Genomic DNA, 23,956 nt, shown 5'->3' with positions numbered 1-23,956 from the left:
CGCGCCGCCGGTGCGCTCCTGGTCAGACCCGCTCGAACCGGATCATCGACCAGGAGACGGGCGGCAGGTCGACGTGCGCGCGGTCGTCGGAGACCTTGGCCGTCGTGTTCGTGCGCGGCAGCACCGACGTGGCGTCGTCGGCCGTGGCCGACCACGTGTGGTCGGGGTTGGACAGCGTGAGCGCCTCGACCACCCGGAGCCCGGGGAAGCCACGCAGGTCCACGTCGAGCGCCACGTCCTGGGTGAGCGACCGGTTCACCGCGAGCACGACGACGGCGCCGGTCTCCGTGTCGTGGGTGGCGACCGCGTCGAGCACCGGGACCGGGCCGAACTTCGCCGTCTCCTGCACCGGCGCGTCCACCGCCAGGCGCAGCACCTCACCGGCCGCGTGCCGCGCGGTGAGCGCGAAGGGGTGGAACGTCGTCTGCCGCCAGGACCGCCCGCCGGGCTCGGTCATGATCGGCGCGATGACGTTGACGAGCTGGGCCAGCGACGCGGCGTGGACGCGGTCGGTGTGCCGCAGCAGCGAGATGAGCAGGTTGCCGACCACGACGGCGTCAGCCACGTTGTAGCGGTCCTCCAGCAGCACCGGAGCCACCGGCCAGTCGTCGCCCGACGGCGGGCGCGACTCCGCGCGCTGCTGGTACCAGACGTTCCACTCGTCGAACGACACGTGGATGTGCTTGGTGTGCTTGCCCGCCGCGCGCACGGCGTCGGCCGTCGCGGCGACGGAGTCGACGAAGTGGTCCATGTTCACCGCGGAGGCCAGGAAGGAGGCGAGGTCGCCGTCCTCCTCCCAGTAGTAGGCGTGCGCCGAGATGTGGTCGACGTGCTCGTAGGCCTCGGTGAGCACCGTGTGCTCCCACTCGCCGAAGGTGGGCATCTGCGAGCCCGACGAGCCGCACGCCACGAGCTCGAGGTCGGGGTCGACCATGCGCATCGCCCGCGCGGTCTCGGCCGCGAGCCGCCCGTACTCCTGCGCCGTCTTGTGGCCGATCTGCCACGGGCCGTCCATCTCGTTGCCCAGGCACCACATCTTGATCCGGTACGGGTCCTCGGCCCCGTTGGCCCGGCGCAGGTCGCTCCACGTGGTGCCACCCGGCACGTTGCAGTACTCCAGCAGGTCGAGGGCCTCCTGGACGCCGCGGGTCCCGAGGTTGACGGCCATCATGGGCTCGACGCCCGTCCGGGCGCACCACCGCATGAACTCGTCGACGCCCACCAGGTTGGGGTCGGTCGAGTGCCAGGCGAGGTCGAGGCGGCGGGGGCGCTGCTCGACCGGTCCGATCCCGTCCTCCCAGCGGTAGCCCGAGACGAAGTTGCCGCCGGGGTAGCGCACCGTCGAGACGCCCAGCTCACGGGTGAGCTCGACGACGTCGCCCCGGAACCCGTCGGCGTCCGCCGTCGGGTGGCCGGGCTCGTGCAGTCCCGTGTAGACGCTGCGCCCCAGGTGCTCGACGAACGAGCCGAACGTACGGGGGCGCACCGGTCCGACGACGAACGCCGGGTCGATGGTGACGGTTGCGGACAGCATGAGTGATGTACTCCTCGGTGGTTGGTGCTTGAGGGCATGCCTCGCGCAGGCGGGGCGGCTGCCGTGGCGACGGCCGCGGTGGCCGCCCCGCCTGCGCGATCAGACGTCGGGGCCTACTGGCCGAGCTGGTTCTGCAGGTCGGCCTGGGTCTGGTCCAGGGCCTCCTGGACCGGCGTGCCGTTCTCGTAGATCTCGTTGAGCGTGACCGTGCGGAACGTGTCGTCGACCGTGGGCCAGTTGGGGTCGCTGAACGACTCGAAGTGCCCGATGCCGTCCTTGACCTCGTTCAGCACGTCGAACAGGTTGGTCTGGAAGTACTTGTTGAACTTGTTGTCCGGGTTCTTGGTGACGGCCTCGTCCTCCCAGACGGCCATGTTCACCGGGTCGAAGCCCAGCACCTCCCACACGGCGACGTTCGCCTCGGGGGAGAGCTTGGCGAACGCGAGCCACTGCGCGGCGAGGTCCTTGTTCGGCGAGACGGCCGGGACGGCCGCCCCGGTGCCACCGCCGCCGATGGTCTGCACGACGGCGTCGTCGGGCACCGGTGCCGGGGCGATGGCCACCTTGCCGGCGAGGTCGGGCATGTAGTCGACGAACCGGGACGTGTACCACGCGGGGTAGACGATCGCGGCGTAGTCGCCGTCGTTGATCGCGCCGTACGCCTCCTCGGAGTCGGGGCTGCCGCCGGGGATCGTGGAGACGGCGCCGGCGTCCTGCATGTCTTTCATCATCGAGAGGGCCTCGACGACCTCGGGGCTGTTCACCTGCACGTTGCCGTCGGCGTCGATGTACTGCCCGCCGAGCTGCGCCGTGATGAGGGGCTCGAGGAACATGACGCTGGTGCTGGCGACGCCGAACGCCTTGCCGGTCTCCTCGTGGTACTTGACCCCGGCCTCCTGGAAGTCGTCCCAGGTCTTGATGGTCGTGTAGTCGATGCCGGCGCCCTCGAGCGCCTCCGTGTTGTAGAACGTGGTGAACGCGCCGACGTGCGTCGGGAACCCGTAGATCTTGCCGTCCTTGCTGTACAGGTCGAGGCGGGCCTGGACGACGTCGTCCTTGTACGGGGCCGCTGCCTCCGTCAGGTTCAGCAGGGGCGGGTTGTCGCCCTTGACGAAGTTGGCGAACTTGTTGACCTCGATGTCGACGACGTCGGGCAGTCCCTCACCGGAGTTCACCGCGAGCTGCAGCTTGTTGTGCATGTCGTCGTAGGGGTAGACGGTGACCTCGAGCTGGATCTCCTGGTCGGGGTTGGCCTCGTTCCACCGCTCGGCCATCTCCTCGTAGTACGTGGCGTGCACGTCGGCGAACGTCCACATGTTCAGCGTCGTGGAGCCGTCGGCGTTCTTCACGGGTGCCTCGGGCTGGCTCCCGCCGCATGCGGCGAGCGCGGTCACCGCCAGTGCGGCGGTCAGCATGGACACCGTCGTCCGTAGCCTGGTCATGTATTTTCTCCGTTCGATCTTGAGGTTCGATCTGAGGAGCGGTCAGCCTTTGACCGCTCCCGCGGTGATTCCTTCGATGAAGAAGCGCTGGAAGGCGAGAAAGAGGATGAGGACGGGGATCAGCGAGAAGAAGGCCCCGATGATCAGCAGCTCGTAGTTGTTGCCGTAGGGCGTCAGGAGCGTGTTCAGGCCGATCGGCAGCGTGAACTTCTCCGGGCTGCGCAGCACCAGCAGCGGCCAGAGGAAGTTGTTCCAGCAGAGCATCCCGTTGAGGATCGCCATGGCGGCCATGGCCGGCTTGGTGATCGGCAGGACCAGCCGGAAGAAGATGCCGAACTCGCTCACGCCGTCCACGCGCCCGGCCTCGAGGATCTCCTTCGGTATGCCCAGGAAGTACTGGCGAAAGAAGAAGATCGTCACGGCCGACGCGAGGAACGGGAGCGCGATCACCACGTAGGTGTCGGCCAGCCCCATGTCGTTGACCTGCACGTACAGGGGCAGCATGAGCATCTCGAACGGGACGGTCATGACCAGGAGCACCATGATGAACCACAGCGTCTTGGTCCTGAACTCGTACATCGCGAACCCGTAGGCGACGAACGCGCTCACCAGCAGGGTCCCGGCGACCTGCCCGACCGTCAGCAGGAGGGTGTTGGCGAACCAGCGGAAGTAGGGCCCCGAGTCGGTGAACAGCAGGACGTAGTTGTCGAGGCTCAGCGTGCCGAGGTCGACGTCGAAGGTCATGCCGCGCCGGATCACCTCGTTCCCGTCCTGGAAGGTGCCCACGAAGATGGCCAGGAGCGGGACGAGCGAGATCAGGGCCATCACGACAAGGAAGACCGACTGGATCCACGCGGCCGCGGACGGCCCGCGGCGGCGTCGGACGGCGGTGGCAGGAGCGGTCGTCACCCGGTCCTGTTCCTGGAGAGCGGCCATCACGCGGCCTCCTTCTTGAAGGTGCCGCTGGCGACGAGGTAGGAGATGTTGATCGTCATCACGATGACGAGCAGCACCACGCCGACGGCAGAGGCGAAGCCCAGGTCGTTCTCCTCGATGCCCTTGCGGTAGAGGTATCCGACGACCGTGAGGCCCTGGTTGTTGGGCGAGTTGTTGCCGGCGTAGAGCATGAAGCTCTCGAGGAACATCGCCAGTCCGCCGTAGACGCTGATCGTGACGACGTAGACGATGGTCGGCCGCAGGTTCGGGACGGTGATGTGCAGGAACTGGCGGAACCTGCTCGCCCCGTCGATGGAGGCGGCCTCGTAGTACTCGGTCGGGATCGCCTGCATGCCGGCCAGGAAATACATCATGTTCACGCCGGTCCACCGCCACAGGGCGATGGCCAGCAGGGCCACGAGCCCGGTGACGTCGCCGCGCAGCCAGCGGACCGGGCCGAAGCCGAAGAACTCGGCGACCTGGTTCATGATCGCGGTGTCGGACTCCGCGAAGATGAGCCGGAACACGATGCCGGCCACCACGACGGAGGTCAGCGCGGGCACGAACATCGACGCCTTGAAGAACCCCTTGATGCGGGCGCTACCGATGTTCGAGTTGATCAGCGCCGCCAGCGCGAGCGGGATCGGGATGAGCAGCACGAGGGTGAGGACCATGTAGCGCAGGCTGTTGAACAGGGCCTGCCAGAAGATGCGGTCCTGCCAGAGCCGCTCGTAGTTGTCGAGCCCGATGAACGTGGCCTGGCCGTAGAGCACCTCCTGGGTGCTCATCACGAACGACCGGCCCAGCGGGACGACCCAGAAGACGGCGAGGGTCACGAGGAAGGGAAGGATGAAGAGATAGGGCGCGAGCCTCTTCGAGTACAGGAGCTGCTTCACGGCGGTTCGGATCCTCCTTGATCAGAGCCACGGGGTGACACCGGCACGGTCGGACGCTGGCGTCGGACGCGGGGTGTCATGATGGTCGGCGTGGTGAAGATGAGCGACGTGGCACATGAAGCAGGCGTCTCGACGATGACGGTCTCGAATGTCATCAACGGGCGGCCGGGAGCTAGTGAGGACACCCGTGCCCGCGTGCTCGACGCGGTGGCCCGGCTCGGCTACCGGATGAACGCCACGGCGCGGCAGCTGCGCGTGGGCCGGAGCGGCGCCATCGGGCTGCTGGTGCCGCACCTGGACGGGCCGTACTACTCGCACCTCGCCGCGCGGCTGGACACGCTGGCGCACTCGCGGGGCTACCACGTCATCATCGAGCGGACCGGTGCCAGCAGGGAGGGCGAGCTCGACGCGATCTCGCCCGAGCGGGTGCGGCCCTACGAGGGCGTGGTGTTCAGCCCGGTGCAGATCGACACCGCGGACGTGCGGGCGGCCGGCATCGAGGTCCCGGTGGTCCTGCTCGGTGAGCGTCGGCTGGCCGGCTCGTTCGACCACGTGATGATGGACAACGTCGGCGGCGCCGAGCTCGCGGTCTCGCACCTGGTGGAGCACGGCGCGCGGCGCATCGCCCTGATCGGCGGCCGCCCGGACCGCGGCGTCGACAGCATGGCGACCCTGCGCAGCCGCGGTTACCGCAGCGCGCACGCCAAGGCCGGCGTGCCGGTCGACGAGCGCCTCGTCGTGGACGCCGCCTCGTTCACCACGAAGGACGGCTACGAGGCGGTGATGCGCCTGCATCGGGGCGGCGTGGCGTTCGACGGCGCCTTCGCACTGACCGACGCGGCGGCCATGGGCGCGCTGCGGGCGCTGGCCGACGTCGGGCTGCGCGTCCCGGAGGACGTGCAGGTGGTCGGCTTCGACAACGACGCGGAGGGGGAGTACCTCATTCCGCGCCTGACCACCATGGATCCTGACAACGACTCGATGGCCGAGCGGATCATGGAGCTGCTGCTGCGGCGGGTCGAGGCGGGCGAGACGGGGGCGGCGCCGGACGGCGACGTGGTCGAGGCCGTCATGTCGGCCCGGATCGTCGTGCGCGAGTCGACGCTCGCCCGCGCGTCTGCCTAGTCGATCGGTCACTGGTTCTCTTCCTTGAGCAGCCGGCCACCCCGGGATATTTATCGATAAAGTAGGGGGGATGGCGCCGGGTGTCAACGGTGCCCTCGTGGTTTCGCCCGCCGGGCGCGTTCGGCTGCGTCGGCCTGCCCTACCGGCGGCGGGCCGGTGGTGCGGTCGAGTCGCGGACGGTCAGGCTGGTGGCGAGCTGGACGTGCCGTGACGCGGGCTGGACGCCGTCCGCCATGGTCAGCAGCGTCTCGACGGCCATGCGGCCCATCCCGGCCAGCGGCTGGTGCACCGAGGTGAGCGGCGGCGACGTCCAGCCCGCCTGGGGCGTGTCGTCGAAGCCCACGACGCTGAGCCGCCCGGGCACCGGGACGTCCAGCTCCCGGGCCGCGGCGAGCACGCCCACGGCGATCTCGTCGTCGCCCGTGACGATCGCCGTGGGCGGTTCGGGCAGTGCGAGCAGCGCGCGGCCGTGCACCAGGCCCGTGTCGATCGCGAACGAGTCGCTGCGGACGAGGTCCTGCTCCAGCTCGATGCCCGCGGAGTCCAGGGCCGCCCGGTAGCCGTGCAGGCGTTCCCGGGCGGCGGCCGACGCCGCCGGGCCGCCGATCCAGCCGATGCGACGGTGCCCGAGGTCCAGCAGGTGCTCCGTCGCGGTGCGCCCGCCCGCCCAGTTGGCCGAGCCGACGCTGACGGTCCCGGGCGCCTCCACGTCGACGGGGTCGATCATGACGAACGGCATGCGGACCTCCTTCGCGGCCTGGAGCACGGCGTTGGGCCTGGCGAGGGTGATGCCGACGATGCCGATCACCCCGGACTCCCTCTGCTCGGCCACCCACGCCCGGGCGGCAGCCTTGGTGGCGCGCACCGCGCGGTCAGGTGCCGCGCGCACCAGGAGGTTGGTCTCGGCGCTCGTGGCCGCGGCCAGGACGCCGTCCAGCACGTTGGCGACATAGGGCGAGGTCAGGACGTCGAACACCGCGGCGATGGTGCGCGCGGCCGGCGGCTCCCACTGGGTCGTTGTGGGCCGGTAGCCCAGTGCGGCGACAGCGGCGAGGACGCGGTCGCGCGTGTCGGCGGCGATGTCGAGGCGCCCGTTGAGCGCCTTGGACGCCGTGCCCGTGGAGACGCCGGCGTGTCGTGCGACGTCGGCGAGCGTCGCGCGTTCCTTCGATGGTCGGCCCGCCATGGTGTGTCCCTTCGTCGAAATTGTTTCGGAGCCTATCGATCGGCTCGGACGGCGTCAATCGGCTGAATCGCACGACATCGAAAGGAAATCCACCGTTGACGCCTTGATCCGGTCGCCGCTACAGTCCGTGCTTGATCGATAAAGTTGCGAAACTATTTCGCAACCTCTCAACGAGGAGGGACAGGGTGATGAGGCTTCTTACCAAGGCGTGGACGGTCGGCGTCGCGCTCGCGACGGCCGGCGCGCTGACCGCGTGCTCGGGTGCGGGCGGTACCACGGCGAGCGCCGGTGGCGGCAGCGCCGACCAGCCGGTGAAGCTGACGGTGTGGAGCTGGGACGGCACGGTCGAGCTCGCGGTCCCGGGCTTCGAGAAGGCCAACCCCGGCATCGAGGTCGAGGTCGTGAACGCCGGCTCGTCCTCCGACGAGTACCAGGCGCTCGACAACGCGATCCAGGCCGGATCGGGTGTGCCGGACCTCGTGATGTTCGAGTACTTCGCGGTCCCGTACTTCGCCGTCCCCGGCAAGCTCGCCGACCTCGGCCCGCTGGGCGCCGCCGAGCTGGAGGACGACTACGTCCCGTCGGCCTGGAACAACGTGACCATCGGCGACGGCGTCTACGCCCTGCCCTCGGACTTCGGGCCGGCCGTGATGTTCTGGAACGAGGCGACCTTCGCCAAGGCGGGGATCGACGAGGCGCCGGCGACCTGGGACGAGTACTACCAGGACGCCAAGAAGATCCGGGCCCTGGGCGACGACTACTACATCACCCAGGACACCAACGACCTCTTCTTCCTGCTCTCGCTGATCTGGCAGGCCGGCGGTCGGCCGTTCGAGGTCGACGGCACCACGGTGCACATCGACTTCTCCGCCCCGGAGACCCAGAAGGCGGTCGCGTTCTGGCAGAAGATGATCGACGAGGATCTGGTCAACACCAAGATCAGCGCCTGGTCGGACGACTGGAACCGCGCGCTCAACGACGGCACGCTCGCCTCGCAGAACATGGGCGGCTGGCTCACCTCGACCCTGCCCGAGCGCGCACCGGACGCCGCCGGCGACTTCCGGGTCGCCCTCATGCCGCAGTGGGAGAAGGGCGAGAAGGTCGGCGCCGAGAACGGTGGCTCGTCCTTCGGGATCCCGGAGGCCGCGGCCAACAAGGAGGCGGCCTACAAGTTCCTCGAGTACTTCACGCACGGCGAGGGCCTGCCGCCCCGCGTCGACGCCGGCGCGTTCGTGCCGAACAAGTCGGTGCTGGACAGCCCGGAGTTCCAGGACGTGAAGAACCCCTACTTCGGTGACCAGAAGACCGGCCAGGTGCTCGCGGAGGCCTCGAACATCGCCGCCGTCGGCTGGCAGTACCCGCCGTTCTTCGAGTGGGCGCGCAGCACCTACGGCGACATCGCCACGCCCTTCTACACCTCGGGCGAGGGCTCGCTCGAAGAGGTCCTGCAGACCTGGGAGCAGCGCTCCGTCGAGTACGGCAACGAGCAGGGGTTCCAGGTCGACTGACCGCCCCCCGGTGGCGTCTCGCGTGACAGCGCGAGCGCGGGACGCCGCCGGACACCCGACCGACACACGAGAAAGGACCAGTCATGAGCGCAACGGAGCGCATGACACGCCCCGCGGTGGCGAGCGTGCCCCTGCCCGGTGGGGCGCCGCAGCAGTACCGGCGGCGACGCACGCGACAGATCGGCTGGGCGTTCGTGGCGCCCTTCGGGATCCTGTTCGCCCTGGTGTTCATCGTGCCGATCACCTACGCCGCCTACCTCAGCCTTTTCCAGGACCGGATGGTCGGCGGATCGTCGTTCGTGGGCCTGGCCAACTACACCAAGCTGTTCGGCGACGCCCAGTTCTGGGACGGCGTCTCCCGCGTCGTCTGGTTCACGCTGATCCAGGTGCCGATCATGCTGGTGCTGGCCCTGGTGCTGGCGCTCGCGATGGACTCGATGCGGCTGCGCGGCATGCGGTTCATGCGGGTGGCCATCTTCCTGCCCTACGCCGTGCCGGCCATCGTCTCCACCCTGATGTGGGGCTTCATGCTCGGCGTCCGCTACGGGCTCTTCGGGAGCATCAACGGCTGGCTCGGCACCGACATCGACCCGTTCCGGCCGAGCACCACGCTGATCTCGATCGGGATCATGGTCACCTGGGCCTTCACCGGCTACAACATGCTGATCTTCGACAGCGTGCTGAAGGCCGTGCCGCAGGAGCTGTACGAGGCGGCCGCGATCGACGGCGCGGGGGAGTTCCGGGTGATCCGGGCGATCAAGCTGCCCGCGCTGCGCGGCTCCCTCGTCATCACCGTCATCTTCTCGATCATCGGCACGTTCCAGATCTTCAACGAGCCGCAGATCCTCCCGTCGATGGTGGCCAACAGCGGGATCACCACCTACTACACGCCCAACCTGTACGCGTTCAACCTGGCGTTCACGGGCTCGCAGCAGGGCTACGCGGCCGCACTCGCCCTCGTCATGGCCGCGTTCACCATCGCCATCGCGTACGCGGTCCAGATCCGGGGCATGCGCAATGCCCTCGACCAGTAGCAGCCGGAGACCTCTCATGACGACCACCACCGCCGGTGTCCCGCGCCGCGGGCGCCTGCACACCCTCGCCAACCCCCGCAAGAGCGGCACGCTGACCTTCCTGACGGGGCTGTTCACCCTCTACTGCCTGGTGCCGCTGATCTGGCTCACGATCAACTCCACGAAGTCCCAGGCCGACTTCGTCTCCAGCTTCGGCTTCTCCTTCGGCCAGCGCTTTGCGCTCTTCGACAACATCGTCGAGGTCTTCACCTACGACGGCGGCATCTTCACGCGCTGGCTGCTCAACACGGTGCTGTACGTGGTCGTCGGGGCGGTCGTCTCGACGTTCCTCGCCGCGCTGGGCGGCTACGCGCTCGCCAAGCTGGAGTTCACCGGCAAGCGGGTCTTCCTGTTCGTGGTGCTCGGCGCCATCTCGGTCCCGGGCATCGCCCTGGCCATCCCGCAGTTCCTGCTGTTCGCCCAGCTCGGCCTGACGAACACGCCGTGGGCGGTGCTGATCCCGTCGTTCCTCAACCCGTTCGGGCTGTACCTCATGTGGGTGTTCGCCGCGGAGGCCGTCCCCACCGGGCTGCTGGAGGCCGCGAAGATCGACGGCGCGGGGGAGTTCCGCACCTTCTGGCAGATCGCGCTGCCGATGCTCGTCCCGGCCACCGTGACCGTGCTGCTGTTCTCGTTCGTGTCGATCTGGAACAACTACTTCCTGCCGCTGATCATGCTCAAGGACCCCGACTGGTACCCGCTGACCGTCGGCATCAACCAGTGGAACAAGCTGGCCTCCACGGCCGGCAACGGCGAGCTGCTCCAGAACCTCGTCGTCACGTCGTCGCTGCTGACGATCATCCCGCTGATCATCGCGTTCATCTCGCTGCAGCGCTTCTGGCAGTCCGGCCTCAGCCTCGGCGCCGTCAAGGGCTGACGCCGTCGGGGCGCGCCCGGACCCCACGTCGCCCGGACCCCACGTCGCCCGAACCACACGTAGAGAAGAAGACAGAGGAGAACCTTGGACACCCACACGACCTCCGGCCTGACGATCGACGGCGAGGCGACCACCGCCGTCCCGCTGCGGCACATCTGGAACGAGTGCGTCGGCGCCGGACGAGCCAACGAGGCGCTGCGCGCCGACTGGCAGGCTCACTTCCGCGAGGCGGTCACGCGGCTGGGAGCACGGTTCGTGCGCTTCCACGGGCTGTTCCACGACGACATGTTCGTCTACCGCGCCAACGACGGCGGCGGCTTCGGGCCGCCCGTCCCGCTCGACACCCCGGTGCACACGTTCAGCTACGTCGACAAGGTGTTCGACTTCATCCTGGAGACCGGCGCACGCCCGTTCGTCGAGCTCGGCTTCATGCCGCGCGAGCTGGCCACCGAGACCGAGACGCTGTTCTGGTGGAAGGCGCACTGCAGCCCGCCCACCGACATGGCCCGCTGGGTCGAGCTGGTCACCGCGACCGTGACGCACTGGATCGAGCGGTACGGCCTCGACGAGGTCCGGCAGTGGCGGTTCGAGGTGTGGAACGAACCCAACCTCGTGCCCCACTTCTGGACCGGGACGCGGACCCAGTACTTCGAGCTCTATGAGGCCACGGCCCTGGCGATCAAGGAGATCGACCGGGAGCTCAAGGTGGGCGGACCGTCCACGAGCGTCTTCGTGCCCGACGACCGCTACCGGGGCGAGTGGGAGGACCGGTCCGTCGAGCACGCGACCGCCGAGGCGGAGGACGTCGACGCCCTCGACTGGCGGCCCGTGTGGATCGAGGAGTTCATCGACTGGTGCGCCGCGCGCGACGTCCCCATCGACTTCCTGTCCACCCACCTCTACCCGACGGACGTCGCGTTCGGGGCCAACGGGCAGATGCGGCACATCCGCCGCCACGTGGACGCGACCTACGACGACCTGGTCGCCCTCCGCAAGCTCATCGCCGGCAGCCCGTTCCCCGACGCCGAGCTGCACATCACCGAGTGGTCGAGCTCGCCGTCCAGCCGCGACTCGATCCACGACACCCTGTTCGCCGCCACCTACATCACGCGCGCCTACCTGCGGAGCGCGGCGCTCGCGGACTCGGTCTCGTACTGGACGTTCACCGACGTGTTCGAGGAGGGCGGCGCGGGCATCGGACCCTTCCACGGCGGGTTCGGCATGGTCAACGAGCAGGGTCTGCACAAGCCGACGTTCCACGCGTTCGAGATGCTGTCCCGGCTCGGCGACACGGTCCTCGCGGCCCTGCAGTACGGGACGATCACGCGGGACTCGGCGACGCGCGAGGTCTCCGCCGTGTTCTTCAACTACCCCGACGACATGGGCCGCCAGGGGGTCGGGTCCGAGCTCACCTACGCGGCCACCCGGGGCCTGGCGGAGCGGGGTCCCGTCCGGCGGGTCCGGCACACCGTCGAGGGCCTCACGCCGGGCGCCGTGTTCTCGGTCGAGTCGATCGACTGGGACCACGGCAACGTGGCCGAGGCGTGGCACCGGATGGGGGAGCCGCTCAACCTCACCCGGAAGCAGACGGCGGAGCTCCGGGACGCCGCCGACGCGCTGCGGAGCACGACCCTCACGGTGTCCGGGGACGGCGTGCTCGACCTCGACCTCGAACTGCCGGCGTGGTCGGTGCTGTCGGTCACCCCGGCGCGCGGCTAGGGCGGTGCGAGGCGGGGTGACGGTTCGAAAAGTTTCGGAACGTCGACCCCGCCACGTGCGGCTCCAGGCCCGGGTTTTCAGGGAAAAGGGGGACGTGATCCCCCTTGTGCAGGGCTGATGCGCAAGCAAGGCATCTTGTACTTTTCGGAGACAGGCGATAAAACGGTCGGAACGAGGAGGCAGCCTTGACGAAGAAGACCGGGCCGGCACGCCCCAACCTCTCGGCCGTGGCCGCGCACGCGGGGGTGTCCACCGCCACGGCGTCCAAGGTCGTGAACGGGCGGCCGGACGTCGCCGAGGACACCCGGGAACGGGTCGAGACGGCGATCACCGCGCTCGGGTACCGGGGGCCCTCCCGGACCACCACGGCGCACACGGTCGAGCTCATGGTCGACACCCTGGACACCACCTATGCGTCGCAGATCCTGCGCGGCGTGGTGCTTGCGGCCGAGGAGCTGGGCCTGGAGGTCGTCGTCGGGCGGGTGCGCCGCAGGTCCGCGAACGGGGTGCCGGAGTCGAGCGCCGCCTGGGCCCAGCGGCTCGCCGCCGCCGAGCGGGTGGGTGCGATCGTGCTCACCTCCGGGCTCGGCCCGGACGTCTACGCGAGCCTCGCCCGTGCCCGCGTCCCGCTCGTGGTGATCGACCCGCTCGACGTCACCGAGGAGGGCGTGGTCTCCGTGGGGTCCACGAACTGGCTCGGCGGGCGGAGCGCGGCGGAGCACCTGGTCCGGCTCGGGCACCGGCACATCGCGGTGGTGGCCGGGCCGTCGGAGTCCCTCAGCGCCGTCGCGCGCCTGGACGGCTTTCTCACGTACTGCCGGCAGCAGGGCGTGGAGATCGAGCCCGAGCTGGTCCGTCCGATCCGCTTCGACCACGACCAGGCCGTCCAGGTCGCGGAGCGGTGGTTCCGGCGTCCCGACCCGCCCACCGCGGTCTTCGCGGGCAGCGACGCGCAGGCGATGGGGGTGCTGGAGGCGGCCCGGCGCGCCCGCCTGCGGGTCCCGGAGGACATCAGCCTCGTGGCCTACGACGACACGCCGCTCGCGTCGTGGGCCAACCCGCCCCTGACCGCCGTCCGGCAGCCGCTGGAGGAGATCGGCCGGCGGGCCCTGCTCACCGTGCAACAGCTGCACGAGGGCCGGCCCGTCGACTCCCACCACATCGAGATCGCCACCACGTTCGTCGTCCGGGACTCGACCGCCGCGCCGCGGGCCGAGCTGCTCCGGACCGAGCTGCTCCGGGACACGCAGGGCTGAACCACCCGCGGGTCCGAGCCGCTGTCGGCCGCGCCCCGCCACACCCGCACCATCCGCCGGGCGATCCGCCCGGCGGCCGAACCACGATGCCGCCCGGCATCGCAGATCGACGGAGATCACACATGCGCACAGCCGAGAACTGGCCCGTCGCGGCCAACATGCTGTCCTTCGGGTCGACGACGGCGGACGGCACCCCGAACGTGGACGCGCCGGCCGAGGCCTGGCGGGCCCAGCTCCAGCAGGTGGCCGACCTGGGCTTCACGCACGTCGACCCCACCGACGCCTGGCTGTCCATCGGTGAGCTGAGCGACGCGCGGTTCGCCGAGCTGCTCGCCGTGCTGAAGGAGACGGGGCTGTCGGTCCCGTCCGTGTCCACCACCCGGCGCAGTGTCATCGACGCCGGGCGGGGCGAGGACTACCTGCGCTTCGGCCACACGATCATCGACCGCGCCCCGGAGCTCGGCGCGGAGGTCGTCAACTTCGGCTTCATGCAGGCGCTGAAGCCCGCCCAGGAGCGCGCCCTGTGGTTCTGGCTCGCCGAGGGGCACCACGACGACCTCGACGACAAGGACGCCTACGACCTCGCCGTGGGCCGCATCCGCGAGCTCGCCGACCACGCCCGCGACCTCGGGGTCCAGGTCAGCCTCGAGATGTACGAGGACACGTACATCGGCACCCCGGACCTCGCGGTGCGGTTCGTGCAGGACGTCGACCGCGACAACGTCGGCATCAACCCCGACCTGGGCAACCTGGTGCGCCTGCACCGGCCGATCGAGGACATCCCGACGATGTTCGAGAAGGTCCTGCCTCTGACCAACTTCTGGCACATCAAGAACTACACGCGTGACGAGGACCCGACGACGGGCTCGTACGCCACGCACCCGACGCCGCTCGTCCAGGGCGTCGTCAACTATCGCGCCGTGATCCGCCGGGCCCTCGAGCTGGGGTTCGAGGGGGTCTTCGTGTGCGAGCACTACGGGTCGGACAGCCTCGGCGTCGCCGCCATCAACCGGGAGTACATCCGTGAGGTGCTCCGGGGCGCCGGGCGGTGACCCTCGTCAGCAAGCAACCAGGTCCCCGAGCAAAGGTGCAGGTGAGATGACCTACGTCCACAACAGACCGGAAGACTTCGTCCCCGAGGCCCTCCGCGGCCTCGTCAAGGCCCACCCCGGCCGGCTCCGCCAGGTCCCCGGCGGGATCGCCCGCGCGGAGGGCACCCGCCCCGGCAAGGTGGCGGTCGTCGTCGGCGGGGGATCGGGCCACTACCCGGCCTTCGCCGGGCTGGTCGGCGACGGCCTGGCCGACGCCGCCGTGTGCGGCGACATCTTCACGTCACCGTCCACCCGCCAGGTGCTCGACGTGTGCCGCGCCGCCGACGCCGGCGCCGGCGTGTTCGTCACCTTCGGGAACTACGCGGGCGACGTGCTCAACTTCGGCGCCGCGGCCAGCCGGCTGCGGGCACAGGGCACCGAGGTCACGATCCTCCTGGTGACCGACGACGTCGCGTCCGCCCCGGCCGACCGTACCCACGAGCGGCGGGGTGTGGCCGGCGACCTCGTCGTCTTCAAGCTCGCGGGAGCCGCCGCCGAGGAAGGAGCCGACCTGGCGGAGGTGAACCGCCTCGCCGCGCGCGGCAACGCACGCACGCAGTCCTTCGGGGTGGCGTTCGACGGCTGCACGCTGCCGGGCCACGACCACCCGCTGTTCAGCCTGGAGCAGGGGAGGGCCGGCTGGGGGCTCGGCATTCACGGCGAGCCCGGCGTCGGCGAGGAGGCCAGGCCGACGGCGGCGGCGCTCGCCGCCGAGCTGGTCGACCGGGTGCTCGCCGAGCGCCCCGCCGACGCGGACGGGCGGGCCGCGGTGCTGCTCAACGGCCTCGGCGAGGTCAAGTACGAGGAGCTGTTCGTCCTGTGGGACAGCGTGCACGACCTGCTCGCGGAACGCGGCGTCACGATCGTCGCACCCCTGGTGGGCGAGTACGTGACCAGCCTGGACATGGCCGGCTGCTCGCTGACCGTCACGTGGCTCGACGACGAGCTCGAGCGCCTGTGGCTCGCACCCGCCGACACGCCCGGGTTCCACCACGGCGCGTGGCGCCCCGCACCCGCGTCGGTTCCCGCGCCGCTGCCCACCGAGCCGGAGACCGAGCTGGTGCGGGCCACCACGCCCGAGGGGATCGCCGCGGCGGGCATGGTGGCGGGCATCCTGCGCCGGGCCCAGGGCGCGCTGCACGACGCCGAGCAGATGCTGGGTGACCTCGACGCCGTGGCGGCGGACGGCGACCACGGCCGGGGCATGTGCCGCGGCATCGACGCCGCCGTCGACGCGGCCGACGTCGCCCTCGCGGCCGGGGCGGACGCGCCGTCCGTGCTGCGCCGCGCGGCCGACGCCTGGGCGGACAAGGCCGGCGGCACGTCGGGGGCGCTGTGGGGCGTGGGCCTGCTCGCACTGGCCGACGTGCTCCCGGCGGACGCCCGCGTCGGCCTCGACCACCTCGTCGCGGGGATCACCGCGGCCCGGGACCAGGTGCAGGAGGTCGGCGGCGCACGCGTCGGCGACAAGACGATGGTGGACGCGCTGCACCCCGCCGTCGAGGCGCTCACTGCGGCCGCCGGTGCGGGGGCGACCCCCGCCGACGGGTGGCGGGCCACGGTCGAGGCCGCCCGCGAGGGCGCGGCCTCGACGAAGGACATCGCGGCCCGCCGGGGCCGCGCGCGGGTGCTCGGGGCCAGGTCCCTGGGCGTCCCGGACCCCGGGGCGACGTCCCTTGCCCTCCTGCTCGGCGAGGCGGGTGCCGAGGCCGGCATCCCCGCGCCCACGACCTCGAAGGTGGAATCCTGATGGTGGACGGCCTGCGACTGGTGATCGGCTGCGACGACGCCGGGTACGAGTACAAGGAGATCCTGAAGCGGGACCTGGAGGCGGACGAACGGGTCGCCTCGGTGGTCGACGTCGGCGTCGGCAGCGACGACCACACCCCGTACCCCTACGTCGGTGCCGCCGCGGCTCGTCTGGTCGGCGCCGGGGAGGCGGACCGGGCCCTGCTCGTGTGCGGTACGGGTCTCGGCGTGGCGATCGCGGCCAACAAGGTGCCCGGAGTGCGTGCGGTGACCGCGCACGACTCCTTCTCGGTCGAGCGTGCGGTCCTGTCCAACGACGCGCAGGTGCTCTGCTTCGGTCAGCGCGTCGTGGGCATCGAGCTGGCCCGGCGGCTCACCCGCGAGTGGCTCGGCTACCGGTTCGACCCGGCGTCGCCGTCCGCGCCCAAGGTCATGGCGATCGGGGAGATCGAGGACGCGGCCGCGGGGAGGGATCCGGCGCCGAACCCGGCGTCCTGCGGCTGACTGCTGTTGGTAAACGTTTCAGATCGCTGCTCAGTTCTGCTTTCAGGAAGGACATCATGGTCACGAGCATCAGTTCGGTCGCCGTCGTGGGGGCCGGGTACATGGGTGGGGGCATCGCGCAGTCGTTCGCGCTCGCGGGCCTGCCCGTCGTCATCGCGGACGTCTCGGCCGAGGCGACGCAGGCCGCGTACGCGCGGCTGCTCGCGGAGGCGCGCGAGTTCGAGGACGTGGGCCTCTACGACCCCGGCGCCACCGAGACGATCCGCGCCAACCTGACCACCGCTGCGTCGATCGAGGAGGCCGTCGCGGACGCCGACTTCGTCGAGGAGGCGGTGTTCGAGTCGGTCGAGGTCAAGCACGACGTGCTCGGCCGGATCTCGGCGGCCGCACGCACGGACGCGATCATCGGCAGCAACACCTCGACCATCCCCGCGCGAGTACTGGTGGAGGCGGTGGCGAACCCGGAGCGGTTCCTCACCGTGCACTTCTCCAACCCGGCCCCGTTCATCCCCGGGGTCGAGCTCGTCCTCAGCGAACGCACCGACCCGGAGGTCGTGCCGGTCGTGCGCGAGCTGCTGGCCCGGGCCGACCGGCAGGGTGCGCTCGTGGCCGACGTGCCGGGGTTCGTCCTGAACCGCCTGCAGTACGTGCTGCTCAAGGAGGCCATGTCGATCGCCGAGGAGGGCATCGCGTCGCCCGAGGACATCGACACGGTGGTGCGCACCACCTTCGGTTTCCGTCTCGGGTTCTTCGGGCCGTTCGCCATCGCCGACCAGGCCGGGCTCGACGTCTACGCCGGCGGGTTCCGCACGTTCGAGGAGAACTTCGGCGAACGCCTCGCGACACCGGACCTCATCAAGGACGCCGTCGCAGGCGACCGCAAGGGCGTGAAGAACGGCAGGGGACTGACCCGGGACTACACGCCGGAGCAGGTGAAGGCGCTGGTCGCGTACCGGAACAAGGCCTACGGCGAGATGGGCAGGCTGCTGCGGTCCCTCGGCCCGGCGCCGGCCTGACGGCGCCGCTCGCGCACGGGCCGGGTGCTGGACCACTCACCGCAGCACCGCCGACAGCAGTTCCGTGCCCAGCGTCGTCATCGCCGACCGGTCGAGCGTGTAGTGGACGTAGCGACCTTGCCGTCGGCCCGTGAGCAGCCCGGCACGGCGCAGGACGGCGAGGTGGCGGGACACCTCCGGGGGCGAGAGCTCCCAGGCATGGGCCAGCTCGCTCGTGGTGTGCGGGCCGCGGGCCAGGGTACGCAGCAGCCGCAGTCGTACCGGATGTGCGAGCGCCTCCAGCCGTAGCGTGACCGTCTCCAGCGAGACGGGCTCCGCCGGACCCGCTTCGGCGACCGGGTACTGCACCACCGGCTGCCACCCGGGGGCATGGACCACCATCAGGTGCGGGCGGCCGAACACGCTCGGGACGAAGGTGAGCCCGGTGCCGTGGGCCGCGGTCGCGTTGTCCTGCAGCTTGTCCACGACGATGCTGTCGCCGTCCGGTGCCAGGGTGACCGCGTCGGAGACCGAGGCGAGCGCCGCCGCGGTGCCCTGGCGCCTGAGCAGGTCGTTCTTCAGGCGCAGGTCGGTGGCGAGTCGCACGGCGACACCCGCCCAGGCGGCGTCGAAGAACGCTTCGGCGCACTGTTCGAGGGTGCTGCGTACCCGTGCGCGGACGGCGACCGGATCTGCGAGCAGGCGTTCCGCGAAGGCTTCCTGCTGCGGGCCGCGGGCCTGGGCGAGGTCCAGGGCCCGCTCGCGCGCGGTCGTGTCGGCGAGCGGCGACGGCCCCGCGAAGTGGACCCGGTTGCTGCCGCAGGTGGTGACGAGGGCGGACGTCACGTACGTCTCGTCGTCGATCCGGTCCACGTCGTCCAGCTCGTCGACGAGGGTCGGCCGGGGACGGGCGGGGACCAGGAAATCGGCTCGTGAGGAGCGCCAGAGAAACTCCGCCTCCCGCAGCCGCTCGGCGAGCTCCGGCCGGAGCCCGGCCCACACGTCCGCGGCCCAGTGGGCGTGTCGCGGATGGTGCCCGGGCTCGGCCAGCACGTGCAGCATCGCCGTGAGCTCGGCCAGCGGGGACGCGGCGAACCGCAGTCGCTCGGACGGCAGGCCGCTGATGTCGATCCTCAACGTCACCCCCTGATCATTCCTGACCAGCCGGCCGGCGACGGCGTCGGTTGACGGTGTCCGTCAATCGACGTGCCCTGCCCGGGAAGCCGGACGCACCGTGACGCCATGGCAACCACCACCAGGATCCAGGTCCGCGCCCTCGTCCGGGCCTCCGGCGGCCCCCGCTACGCCGCCGCGTTGGCCGTGGACGCGCTCGGCACCGGAATGATGCGGCCGTTCCTGCTGCTCTACGGCGTGACCGTGCTCGAGCTGTCCGCGCCGGCCACCGGTATCGCCATGACGGTCGGCATCGTCGTGGGTCTGGTGTGCCTGCCCACGGTCGGCCGATGGCTGGACCGGGGCGCGCGCAGCACGGTCGTGGCGGCGTCGATGCTGGTGCGGGTGGTGGGCGTCGCGCTGCTGCTCGCCACGCCGGCGGGACACCTCTGGCCGTTCGCGGCGGCGGCCCTCTTCCTCGGCATCGGCAACCAGGCGTGGCCGGCCGCCCACGCGGCACTCGTGGCCACGGTCGCCCACGGCCGGGAACGTGACGCCGCGCTCGCGGCAGCGCGGGCCCTGCGCAACGCAGGCCTCGGCGTGGGCGCGCTGCTGGCCACCGCATGCCTGGTGGGTGGCACCACCGCGCTGCGGGTGCTGGCCGTCGTCACCGGGCTCGCGTACCTCACCGCTGCCGCGTTGGCGTGGTCCGTCCGCCTGCGCGCCCGTCCGGCAGCCGCTTCGGTCGACGGCGGGGTCGACGGCGGGATCGACGACGGGGTCGACGGCGGCGGCGGTCGGCCGGTACCCCGGATGCGCGCGCTGCTGGCCGCCAACGTGGTCTACGCCTTCTGCCTCAACGTCCCCGAGGTCGCGCTCCCGCTCGTCCTGGTGACCCAGCTCGACGCCTCCCCGGTGTGGTCGGGTGCCGTCTTCGTGGCGAACACGGTGCTGGTGGTCACCCTGCAGGTGCCGGTCACCGTCCTGATGGCCCGCTTCTCCCGGCGGACGACGCTGGCTCTCGCCGGCGCGGTCCTCAGCGCCTCCTACCTCGGTTTCCTCGTGGCCACGTCGCTGGGGCACGGCTGGGCCGCCCCCGCCGTCGTCGCGGTGTCCGTGCTCTGCACCATCGGCGAGATCGTCTACGCGGGCAGCGCCACCGCGCTCGTCACCGTCCTTGCCCCGGCCCACGTCCTGGGGCGCGCGCTCGCGCGGCTCCAGCTCTCCACGGGTTTCGGCCTCGCCGTCTCCCCGGCGGTCATCACCGCTCTCGCACCCCATGGCCCGGCCGTTCTCTGGGGCGGTCTCGCCGCTGCGACGCTCGTCTCCGCCTCCGCCGTCTCCGCCTCCGCCGTCTCCGCCTCCGCCGTCGCCGGCGAGAAGGAGCTTCCGGCGAGAAGGACCGGGTCACCTGGATCGGGTGACACCCCCGTCGCCGCGCGCCCCTAGGGTCGCGACCTGGCTGGTCAGGCTCGGAGGGGGTCCCATGGGTAGCGCGATAGGTCAGTCCCTGCCGGTCGCGGTGGGTGTGCTCGTCAGCCCGCTGCCGATCGTGGCCGTGGTGCTCATGCTCGTGAGCAGGCGGGCGCGCGCCAACGCGCTGGCCTTTGTCGCCGCGTGGTTCGTGGCAGTGCTCGTCGTGGTCGCGGTCGTGGCCCTCGTCGCGGGGAACGCGAGCCCGGACGCCGACGGTCCGGCCTCGTGGACGGGCTGGCTCAAGATCGTGCTCGGCCTCACGCTGCTGTTCCTCAGCGTCCGTCAGTGGCGCGGCCGGCCGAAGCCCGGCGTCGACCCACCGATGCCGGGGTGGATGGCGGCGATCGACGGGTTCACGCCGGTGAGATCGGCCGGGCTCGCGGTCCTGCTCGCCGTGGTGAACCCGAAGAATCTGCTCCTCGTCGTGTCCGGGGGCCTTGCGGTGGCAGGGAGCGACTCCCAGGACGCGAGCACGGCGATCGTCGCCGCACTCGTGTTCGCCGTGGTCGCCAGCGCCGGCGTCGCGACGCCCGTGGTCATCTACTTCTCGATGGGGACGCGGGGCGGGAAGGTCCTCGACGAGCTGAAGGCCTGGATGATCCACAACAACGCGACGATCATGACCGTTCTGCTGCTCGTCCTCGGTGCGAAGCTGCTCGGTGACGGCCTGTCGACGGTATAGCCCGGAGCGTCGTCCCCTATGGGATGCGTGCCTGGTCGCGGAACGTCGAGGGGGATGACCCGACGACGCGGCGGAACGCCGTGCTGAACGCGCTCTCGGACTGGTAGCCCGTGGCCCGCGCGAGCTCCGAGATCGACAGCGTGCCGCGGGCGAGGGCGTCGCGCGCGAGGTTCATGCGCCACCGGATCAGGTAGTCCAGGGGCGGGACGCCGACGTGGCTCTTGAAGGCCTGGGCGAACGCGGACCGCGACATGTGGCTGATGTCGGCGAGCTCCTGGAGCGTCCAGGAGTGCGCGACATCGGCGTGCACGGCGCGCAGGGCGGCGCCGATGCCGTCCTCGTTCAGGGCGCCCAGCCAGCCGATGGGCCGGTCCGTCTGACCGGCGTGCGCTCGCAGCATGTGCACGAGCAGGATCTGCGCCAGGTGGCTCTGCACCAGCGGGCCGCCGGCGGCGGTGGCCTCGACCTCGGTGGCCAGGAGCGTGATCAGCTGTCCCAGCTCCAGGCCGCGCGGGTCGGCCGCGCGGACGATCACGAGCGGCGGCAGGAGGTCGGTCAGGAGGGAGGCGTTGCCGTCGTCGAACGCGATGTGCCCGACGCACAGGTACAGATCCTCCTCGGGCTCCGGGCCGATCCGCACGGACCCGTCCTCGGCACGAGCCCACAGCTGCTGCGCGGGACGCGTCCGGGCGCCGGGCGTGCTGGCCAGCACATAGGGCGGCGGGTTGCCCAGCATGAAGGTGTCACCCTCCTGCAGGAGCACCGGCTCGTGCCCGTCGAGGATCAGCCAGCAGCTGCCGCGCACGAGGCCGCCGATCCGCACGTGCGGGAGCTGGTCGAAGCGCAACGCCCACTCGCCGGCGGCGTGCAGGCTCGGTCCGACGACCGTGCGGGGCCGGAGCAGGCTGATCGCGTCAGCCACCGGATCGCTGAAACCGAGCAACACCCAACTCCTGGACTATCGGTAACGAATCCTGGACCATCCGTTATGGATGATACCTCCGCGGTCCCGCAGGATCGATGCCTGAGCAGATTCACCACGGAAGGCAACGAGGAGATCCACAATGGGACAGCTTGAGGGCAGGACAGCGGTCGTGACCGGCGGCAGCAGCGGCATCGGTCTGGCGACCGCGGTGCGGCTGGCGGAGGAGGGTGCCTACGTGTTCGTCACGGGACGGCGCGAGGCCGAGCTGGAGGCGGCCGTCAGGACCATCGGGGAGGACCGGGCCACCGCGGTCGTCGGCGACATCTCGGATCCGGGGGACCTGGACCGGCTCTACGCCGCGGTCCGGGCCCGGGGCAAGGGGCTGGACGCGCTCGTGGCGAACGCGGCGGTCGGCTCGTTCGTGACGCTGGAGGAGACCACCGAGGAGCACTTCGACGAGACCTTCGGGGTCAACGTGCGGGGCACGCTGTTCACCGTGCAGAAGGCGCTGCCGCTGCTCAACGAGGGCGCCTCGGTGATCCTGACCGGGTCCACGGCTGCCGACCGGGGGATGGAGGCGTTCGGCGCGTACTCGGCGTCGAAGGCCGCGGTCCGGTCGTTCGCGCGGACCTGGTCCAACGAGCTCAAGGGGCGTGGCATCCGGGTCAACGTCGTCTCGCCGGCCTGGATCGAGACACCCGGCGGTGCCGCCGCCTTCGGTGACGAGGAGACCGCTCGGGCCATCAAGGAGCAGGTCGCCGCGACCGTGCCCAAGGGCCGGATGGGGCAGCCCGAGGAGGCCGCCGCGGTCGTGGCGTTCCTCGCCTCGGAACAGAGCAGCTATGTCGTCGGCAGCAACCTCTACGTCGACGGCGGCACCAACCAGGTCTGAGTGCCTACAGGTGGTCGGTGTAGAAGCCGGCCAACCGGTCGACGGCGGCGTCGACGTACTCGGGTACGTCGTACATCTCGTAGTGCCCGGCGCCGTCGACGACCAGGAGATCCACGGGGTTCGGGGCCATCTTCCACAGCTGCATGCCGGCCTCGTAGGAGCCCGTGTTGCCGATCCGCCCGGCGAGGACGACCTGCAGCGGCTGCGTCATGAGCTGGTCGACCAGGTGGAACGCGTCGTACCCGAGCAACAGCGCGTCCCCGCGCGCCAGGCGGCGGTTGGTCGAGTGCTCGTTGCGGCCCCGCTCGGTGCGGTAGTAGGTGATCGCCTGGGTGGTGTCGGGGTCGGTCAGGCCCGCCGCGGCCGCGTCCTGCAGGGTGTCCGGCAGCCAGTGCTCCCGGCCCGGCTCGCCGGTGCGGTTCTCCTGCGTGCGCGCCTCGGCCAGGGTGTCGAGCGCGGACGCGGGGCCGTGCGGCTGGAACCCGCGGAACGACGTGCCCATGTTGCCGGGGACCACGGTGCCGACGGCCTTGATGCGGTGGTCGGTCCGGGCGGTGTGCACCGCGTAGCCGCCGCCGGCGCAGATGCCGAGCACGCCGATGCGCTGCGGGTCGATACCGGGCAGCGTACCGAGCACGTCGATCGCGTACGAGATGTCCTCACCACGGCGGTAGGGGTCCTCGAGATCGCGGGGTTCGCCGCCGCTCTGCCCCTGGTGGGCGGGGTCGAACACGAGCGCCGCGATGCCCCGGGCGGCCAGCCGGGCGGCGTAGTTCGCGCCGATCTGCTGCTTGACGCTGCTGCCCGGTGTCGAGAGCACGACGGCCCGCAGCCCGGCGCCCTCCGCCGCAGGGCCGTCCGGGAGGTAGAGGTCGGCCGCGAGCTCGATCGGCCCGCGGGGGATCGTGAGGTGTTGAAGCATAGGTGGAGAACCTCTCGCGTCGATGTCGTTCCATGATGTGTTAATCCGAAGTGGT

21 protein-coding genes are annotated in these 23,956 nt (G+C 70.8%); 13 read left to right on the top strand and 8 right to left on the bottom strand.

From position 1 onward, the window contains the following. Window positions 1–22: 22 nt before the first annotated feature. From ACIPN7_RS22975 to ACIPN7_RS22960, 4 genes are all read right to left on the bottom strand, one after another. Window positions 23–1,534, bottom strand: a complete 1,512-nt coding sequence (locus ACIPN7_RS22975; RefSeq protein ID WP_400547770.1) for an alpha-N-arabinofuranosidase — start codon at window positions 1,532–1,534, stop codon at window positions 23–25. 113 nt (window positions 1,535–1,647) lie between these two features. Beyond that, entirely contained in the window at window positions 1,648–2,976 is a 1,329-nt protein-coding gene (locus tag ACIPN7_RS22970; protein WP_400547767.1) for an ABC transporter substrate-binding protein, read from the bottom strand. A 42-nt stretch (window positions 2,977–3,018) separates the two neighbouring features. Continuing rightward, the gene (locus ACIPN7_RS22965) at window positions 3,019–3,912 is read right to left on the bottom strand and encodes a carbohydrate ABC transporter permease (RefSeq protein WP_400547764.1); all 894 of its coding nucleotides are present in this window, start codon (window positions 3,910–3,912) and stop codon (window positions 3,019–3,021) included. Beyond that, window positions 3,912–4,808: a carbohydrate ABC transporter permease gene (locus ACIPN7_RS22960; RefSeq protein WP_400547761.1), complete on the bottom strand. Its 897-nt coding sequence runs from the start codon at window positions 4,806–4,808 to the stop codon at window positions 3,912–3,914. The genes ACIPN7_RS22965 and ACIPN7_RS22960 overlap by 1 nt, the downstream gene beginning before the upstream one ends. Window positions 4,809–4,916: 108 nt before the next feature. Here ACIPN7_RS22960 and ACIPN7_RS22955 point away from each other — a divergent pair, with 108 nt between their 5' ends. After that, window positions 4,917–5,933: a LacI family DNA-binding transcriptional regulator gene (locus ACIPN7_RS22955; protein ID WP_400547758.1), complete on the top strand. Its 1,017-nt coding sequence runs from the start codon at window positions 4,917–4,919 to the stop codon at window positions 5,931–5,933. A gap of 139 nt (window positions 5,934–6,072) precedes the next feature. On the opposite strand, the gene ACIPN7_RS22950 is transcribed toward ACIPN7_RS22955, so the two are convergent. Next, window positions 6,073–7,119 (bottom strand): LacI family DNA-binding transcriptional regulator, encoded by a 1,047-nt coding sequence (locus tag ACIPN7_RS22950; protein WP_400547755.1) that lies wholly within the window; start codon window positions 7,117–7,119, stop codon window positions 6,073–6,075. Between the two features lie 188 nt (window positions 7,120–7,307). Between ACIPN7_RS22950 and ACIPN7_RS22945 the strand changes: the two genes are divergently transcribed. From ACIPN7_RS22945 to ACIPN7_RS22905, 9 genes are all read left to right on the top strand, one after another. Further along, window positions 7,308–8,627 carry an ABC transporter substrate-binding protein gene (locus ACIPN7_RS22945; RefSeq protein ID WP_400548083.1) on the top strand — a complete coding sequence of 440 codons (1,320 nt, stop codon included), beginning with the start codon at window positions 7,308–7,310 and terminating at the stop codon, window positions 8,625–8,627. A gap of 83 nt (window positions 8,628–8,710) precedes the next feature. Beyond that, window positions 8,711–9,661: a carbohydrate ABC transporter permease gene (locus ACIPN7_RS22940; protein ID WP_400547752.1), complete on the top strand. Its 951-nt coding sequence runs from the start codon at window positions 8,711–8,713 to the stop codon at window positions 9,659–9,661. Between the two features lie 16 nt (window positions 9,662–9,677). Continuing rightward, window positions 9,678–10,577, top strand: coding sequence for a carbohydrate ABC transporter permease (locus ACIPN7_RS22935; protein ID WP_377250853.1), 900 nt, complete (start codon window positions 9,678–9,680; stop codon window positions 10,575–10,577). Between the two features lie 84 nt (window positions 10,578–10,661). Further along, entirely contained in the window at window positions 10,662–12,296 is a 1,635-nt protein-coding gene (locus ACIPN7_RS22930) for a beta-xylosidase (RefSeq protein WP_400547749.1), read from the top strand. 185 nt (window positions 12,297–12,481) lie between these two features. Then, entirely contained in the window at window positions 12,482–13,552 is a 1,071-nt protein-coding gene (locus ACIPN7_RS22925) for a LacI family DNA-binding transcriptional regulator (RefSeq protein ID WP_400547746.1), read from the top strand. Between the two features lie 122 nt (window positions 13,553–13,674). After that, window positions 13,675–14,604, top strand: coding sequence for a sugar phosphate isomerase/epimerase family protein (locus tag ACIPN7_RS22920; protein ID WP_400547743.1), 930 nt, complete (start codon window positions 13,675–13,677; stop codon window positions 14,602–14,604). A gap of 46 nt (window positions 14,605–14,650) precedes the next feature. Then, window positions 14,651–16,393: a dihydroxyacetone kinase family protein gene (locus ACIPN7_RS22915; protein ID WP_400547740.1), complete on the top strand. Its 1,743-nt coding sequence runs from the start codon at window positions 14,651–14,653 to the stop codon at window positions 16,391–16,393. Further along, a complete protein-coding gene (locus ACIPN7_RS22910; RefSeq protein ID WP_400547737.1) occupies window positions 16,393–16,896 on the top strand; it encodes a ribose-5-phosphate isomerase in 504 nt (167 codons plus the stop codon). The genes ACIPN7_RS22915 and ACIPN7_RS22910 overlap by 1 nt, the downstream gene beginning before the upstream one ends. Before the next feature lie 56 nt (window positions 16,897–16,952). Continuing rightward, window positions 16,953–17,912 carry a 3-hydroxyacyl-CoA dehydrogenase family protein gene (locus tag ACIPN7_RS22905; protein ID WP_400547734.1) on the top strand — a complete coding sequence of 320 codons (960 nt, stop codon included), beginning with the start codon at window positions 16,953–16,955 and terminating at the stop codon, window positions 17,910–17,912. Between the two features lie 36 nt (window positions 17,913–17,948). Here the strand turns inward: ACIPN7_RS22905 and ACIPN7_RS22900 are convergent, their stop codons facing one another. Continuing rightward, the gene (locus tag ACIPN7_RS22900) at window positions 17,949–19,034 is read right to left on the bottom strand and encodes a DUF5937 family protein (RefSeq protein ID WP_400547731.1); all 1,086 of its coding nucleotides are present in this window, start codon (window positions 19,032–19,034) and stop codon (window positions 17,949–17,951) included. 99 nt (window positions 19,035–19,133) lie between these two features. Between ACIPN7_RS22900 and ACIPN7_RS22895 the strand changes: the two genes are divergently transcribed. Continuing rightward, window positions 19,134–20,453 carry an MFS transporter gene (locus ACIPN7_RS22895; protein ID WP_400547728.1) on the top strand — a complete coding sequence of 440 codons (1,320 nt, stop codon included), beginning with the start codon at window positions 19,134–19,136 and terminating at the stop codon, window positions 20,451–20,453. A gap of 37 nt (window positions 20,454–20,490) precedes the next feature. Continuing rightward, window positions 20,491–21,162 carry a GAP family protein gene (locus ACIPN7_RS22890; RefSeq protein WP_400547725.1) on the top strand — a complete coding sequence of 224 codons (672 nt, stop codon included), beginning with the start codon at window positions 20,491–20,493 and terminating at the stop codon, window positions 21,160–21,162. A 16-nt stretch (window positions 21,163–21,178) separates the two neighbouring features. On the opposite strand, the gene ACIPN7_RS22885 is transcribed toward ACIPN7_RS22890, so the two are convergent. Next, a complete protein-coding gene (locus ACIPN7_RS22885) occupies window positions 21,179–22,084 on the bottom strand; it encodes an AraC family transcriptional regulator (protein WP_400547722.1) in 906 nt (301 codons plus the stop codon). Window positions 22,085–22,226: 142 nt separating this feature from the next. Here ACIPN7_RS22885 and ACIPN7_RS22880 point away from each other — a divergent pair, with 142 nt between their 5' ends. Continuing rightward, window positions 22,227–22,979 carry an SDR family NAD(P)-dependent oxidoreductase gene (locus tag ACIPN7_RS22880; protein WP_400547719.1) on the top strand — a complete coding sequence of 251 codons (753 nt, stop codon included), beginning with the start codon at window positions 22,227–22,229 and terminating at the stop codon, window positions 22,977–22,979. A gap of 4 nt (window positions 22,980–22,983) precedes the next feature. Here ACIPN7_RS22880 and ACIPN7_RS22875 read toward each other — a convergent pair whose 3' ends face one another. Next, entirely contained in the window at window positions 22,984–23,901 is a 918-nt protein-coding gene (locus tag ACIPN7_RS22875) for an alpha/beta hydrolase (RefSeq protein WP_400547716.1), read from the bottom strand. Between the last annotated feature and the right edge of the window lie 55 nt (window positions 23,902–23,956).

Source organism: Promicromonospora sp. NPDC090134 (genome assembly GCF_044746965.1).
In the GTDB taxonomy this organism is placed as follows: Bacteria; Actinomycetota; Actinomycetes; order Actinomycetales; family Cellulomonadaceae; genus Promicromonospora.
The sequence above is the reverse complement of the archived record's forward strand: the minus strand, read 5'-3'. Positions and strand labels throughout refer to the sequence as shown.

Excerpts from the sequence above, each read along its gene's own strand:
- ACIPN7_RS22975 (WP_400547770.1), bottom strand. The coding sequence starts at position 1,534 with ATGCTGTCCGCAACCGTCACCATCGACCCGGCGTTCGTCGTCGGACCG.
- ACIPN7_RS22970 (WP_400547767.1), bottom strand. The coding sequence starts at position 2,976 with ATGACCAGGCTACGGACGACGGTGTCCATGCTGACCGCCGCACTGGCG.
- ACIPN7_RS22965 (WP_400547764.1), bottom strand. The coding sequence starts at position 3,912 with ATGGCCGCTCTCCAGGAACAGGACCGGGTGACGACCGCTCCTGCCACC.
- ACIPN7_RS22950 (WP_400547755.1), bottom strand. The coding sequence starts at position 7,119 with ATGGCGGGCCGACCATCGAAGGAACGCGCGACGCTCGCCGACGTCGCA.
- ACIPN7_RS22945 (WP_400548083.1), top strand. The coding sequence starts at position 7,308 with ATGAGGCTTCTTACCAAGGCGTGGACGGTCGGCGTCGCGCTCGCGACG.
- ACIPN7_RS22940 (WP_400547752.1), top strand. The coding sequence starts at position 8,711 with ATGAGCGCAACGGAGCGCATGACACGCCCCGCGGTGGCGAGCGTGCCC.
- ACIPN7_RS22935 (WP_377250853.1), top strand. The coding sequence starts at position 9,678 with ATGACGACCACCACCGCCGGTGTCCCGCGCCGCGGGCGCCTGCACACC.
- ACIPN7_RS22920 (WP_400547743.1), top strand. The coding sequence starts at position 13,675 with ATGCGCACAGCCGAGAACTGGCCCGTCGCGGCCAACATGCTGTCCTTC.
- ACIPN7_RS22915 (WP_400547740.1), top strand. The coding sequence starts at position 14,651 with ATGACCTACGTCCACAACAGACCGGAAGACTTCGTCCCCGAGGCCCTC.
- ACIPN7_RS22910 (WP_400547737.1), top strand. The coding sequence starts at position 16,393 with ATGGTGGACGGCCTGCGACTGGTGATCGGCTGCGACGACGCCGGGTAC.
- ACIPN7_RS22905 (WP_400547734.1), top strand. The coding sequence starts at position 16,953 with ATGGTCACGAGCATCAGTTCGGTCGCCGTCGTGGGGGCCGGGTACATG.
- ACIPN7_RS22895 (WP_400547728.1), top strand. The coding sequence starts at position 19,134 with ATGGCAACCACCACCAGGATCCAGGTCCGCGCCCTCGTCCGGGCCTCC.
- ACIPN7_RS22890 (WP_400547725.1), top strand. The coding sequence starts at position 20,491 with ATGGGTAGCGCGATAGGTCAGTCCCTGCCGGTCGCGGTGGGTGTGCTC.
- ACIPN7_RS22880 (WP_400547719.1), top strand. The coding sequence starts at position 22,227 with ATGGGACAGCTTGAGGGCAGGACAGCGGTCGTGACCGGCGGCAGCAGC.
- ACIPN7_RS22875 (WP_400547716.1), bottom strand. The coding sequence starts at position 23,901 with ATGCTTCAACACCTCACGATCCCCCGCGGGCCGATCGAGCTCGCGGCC.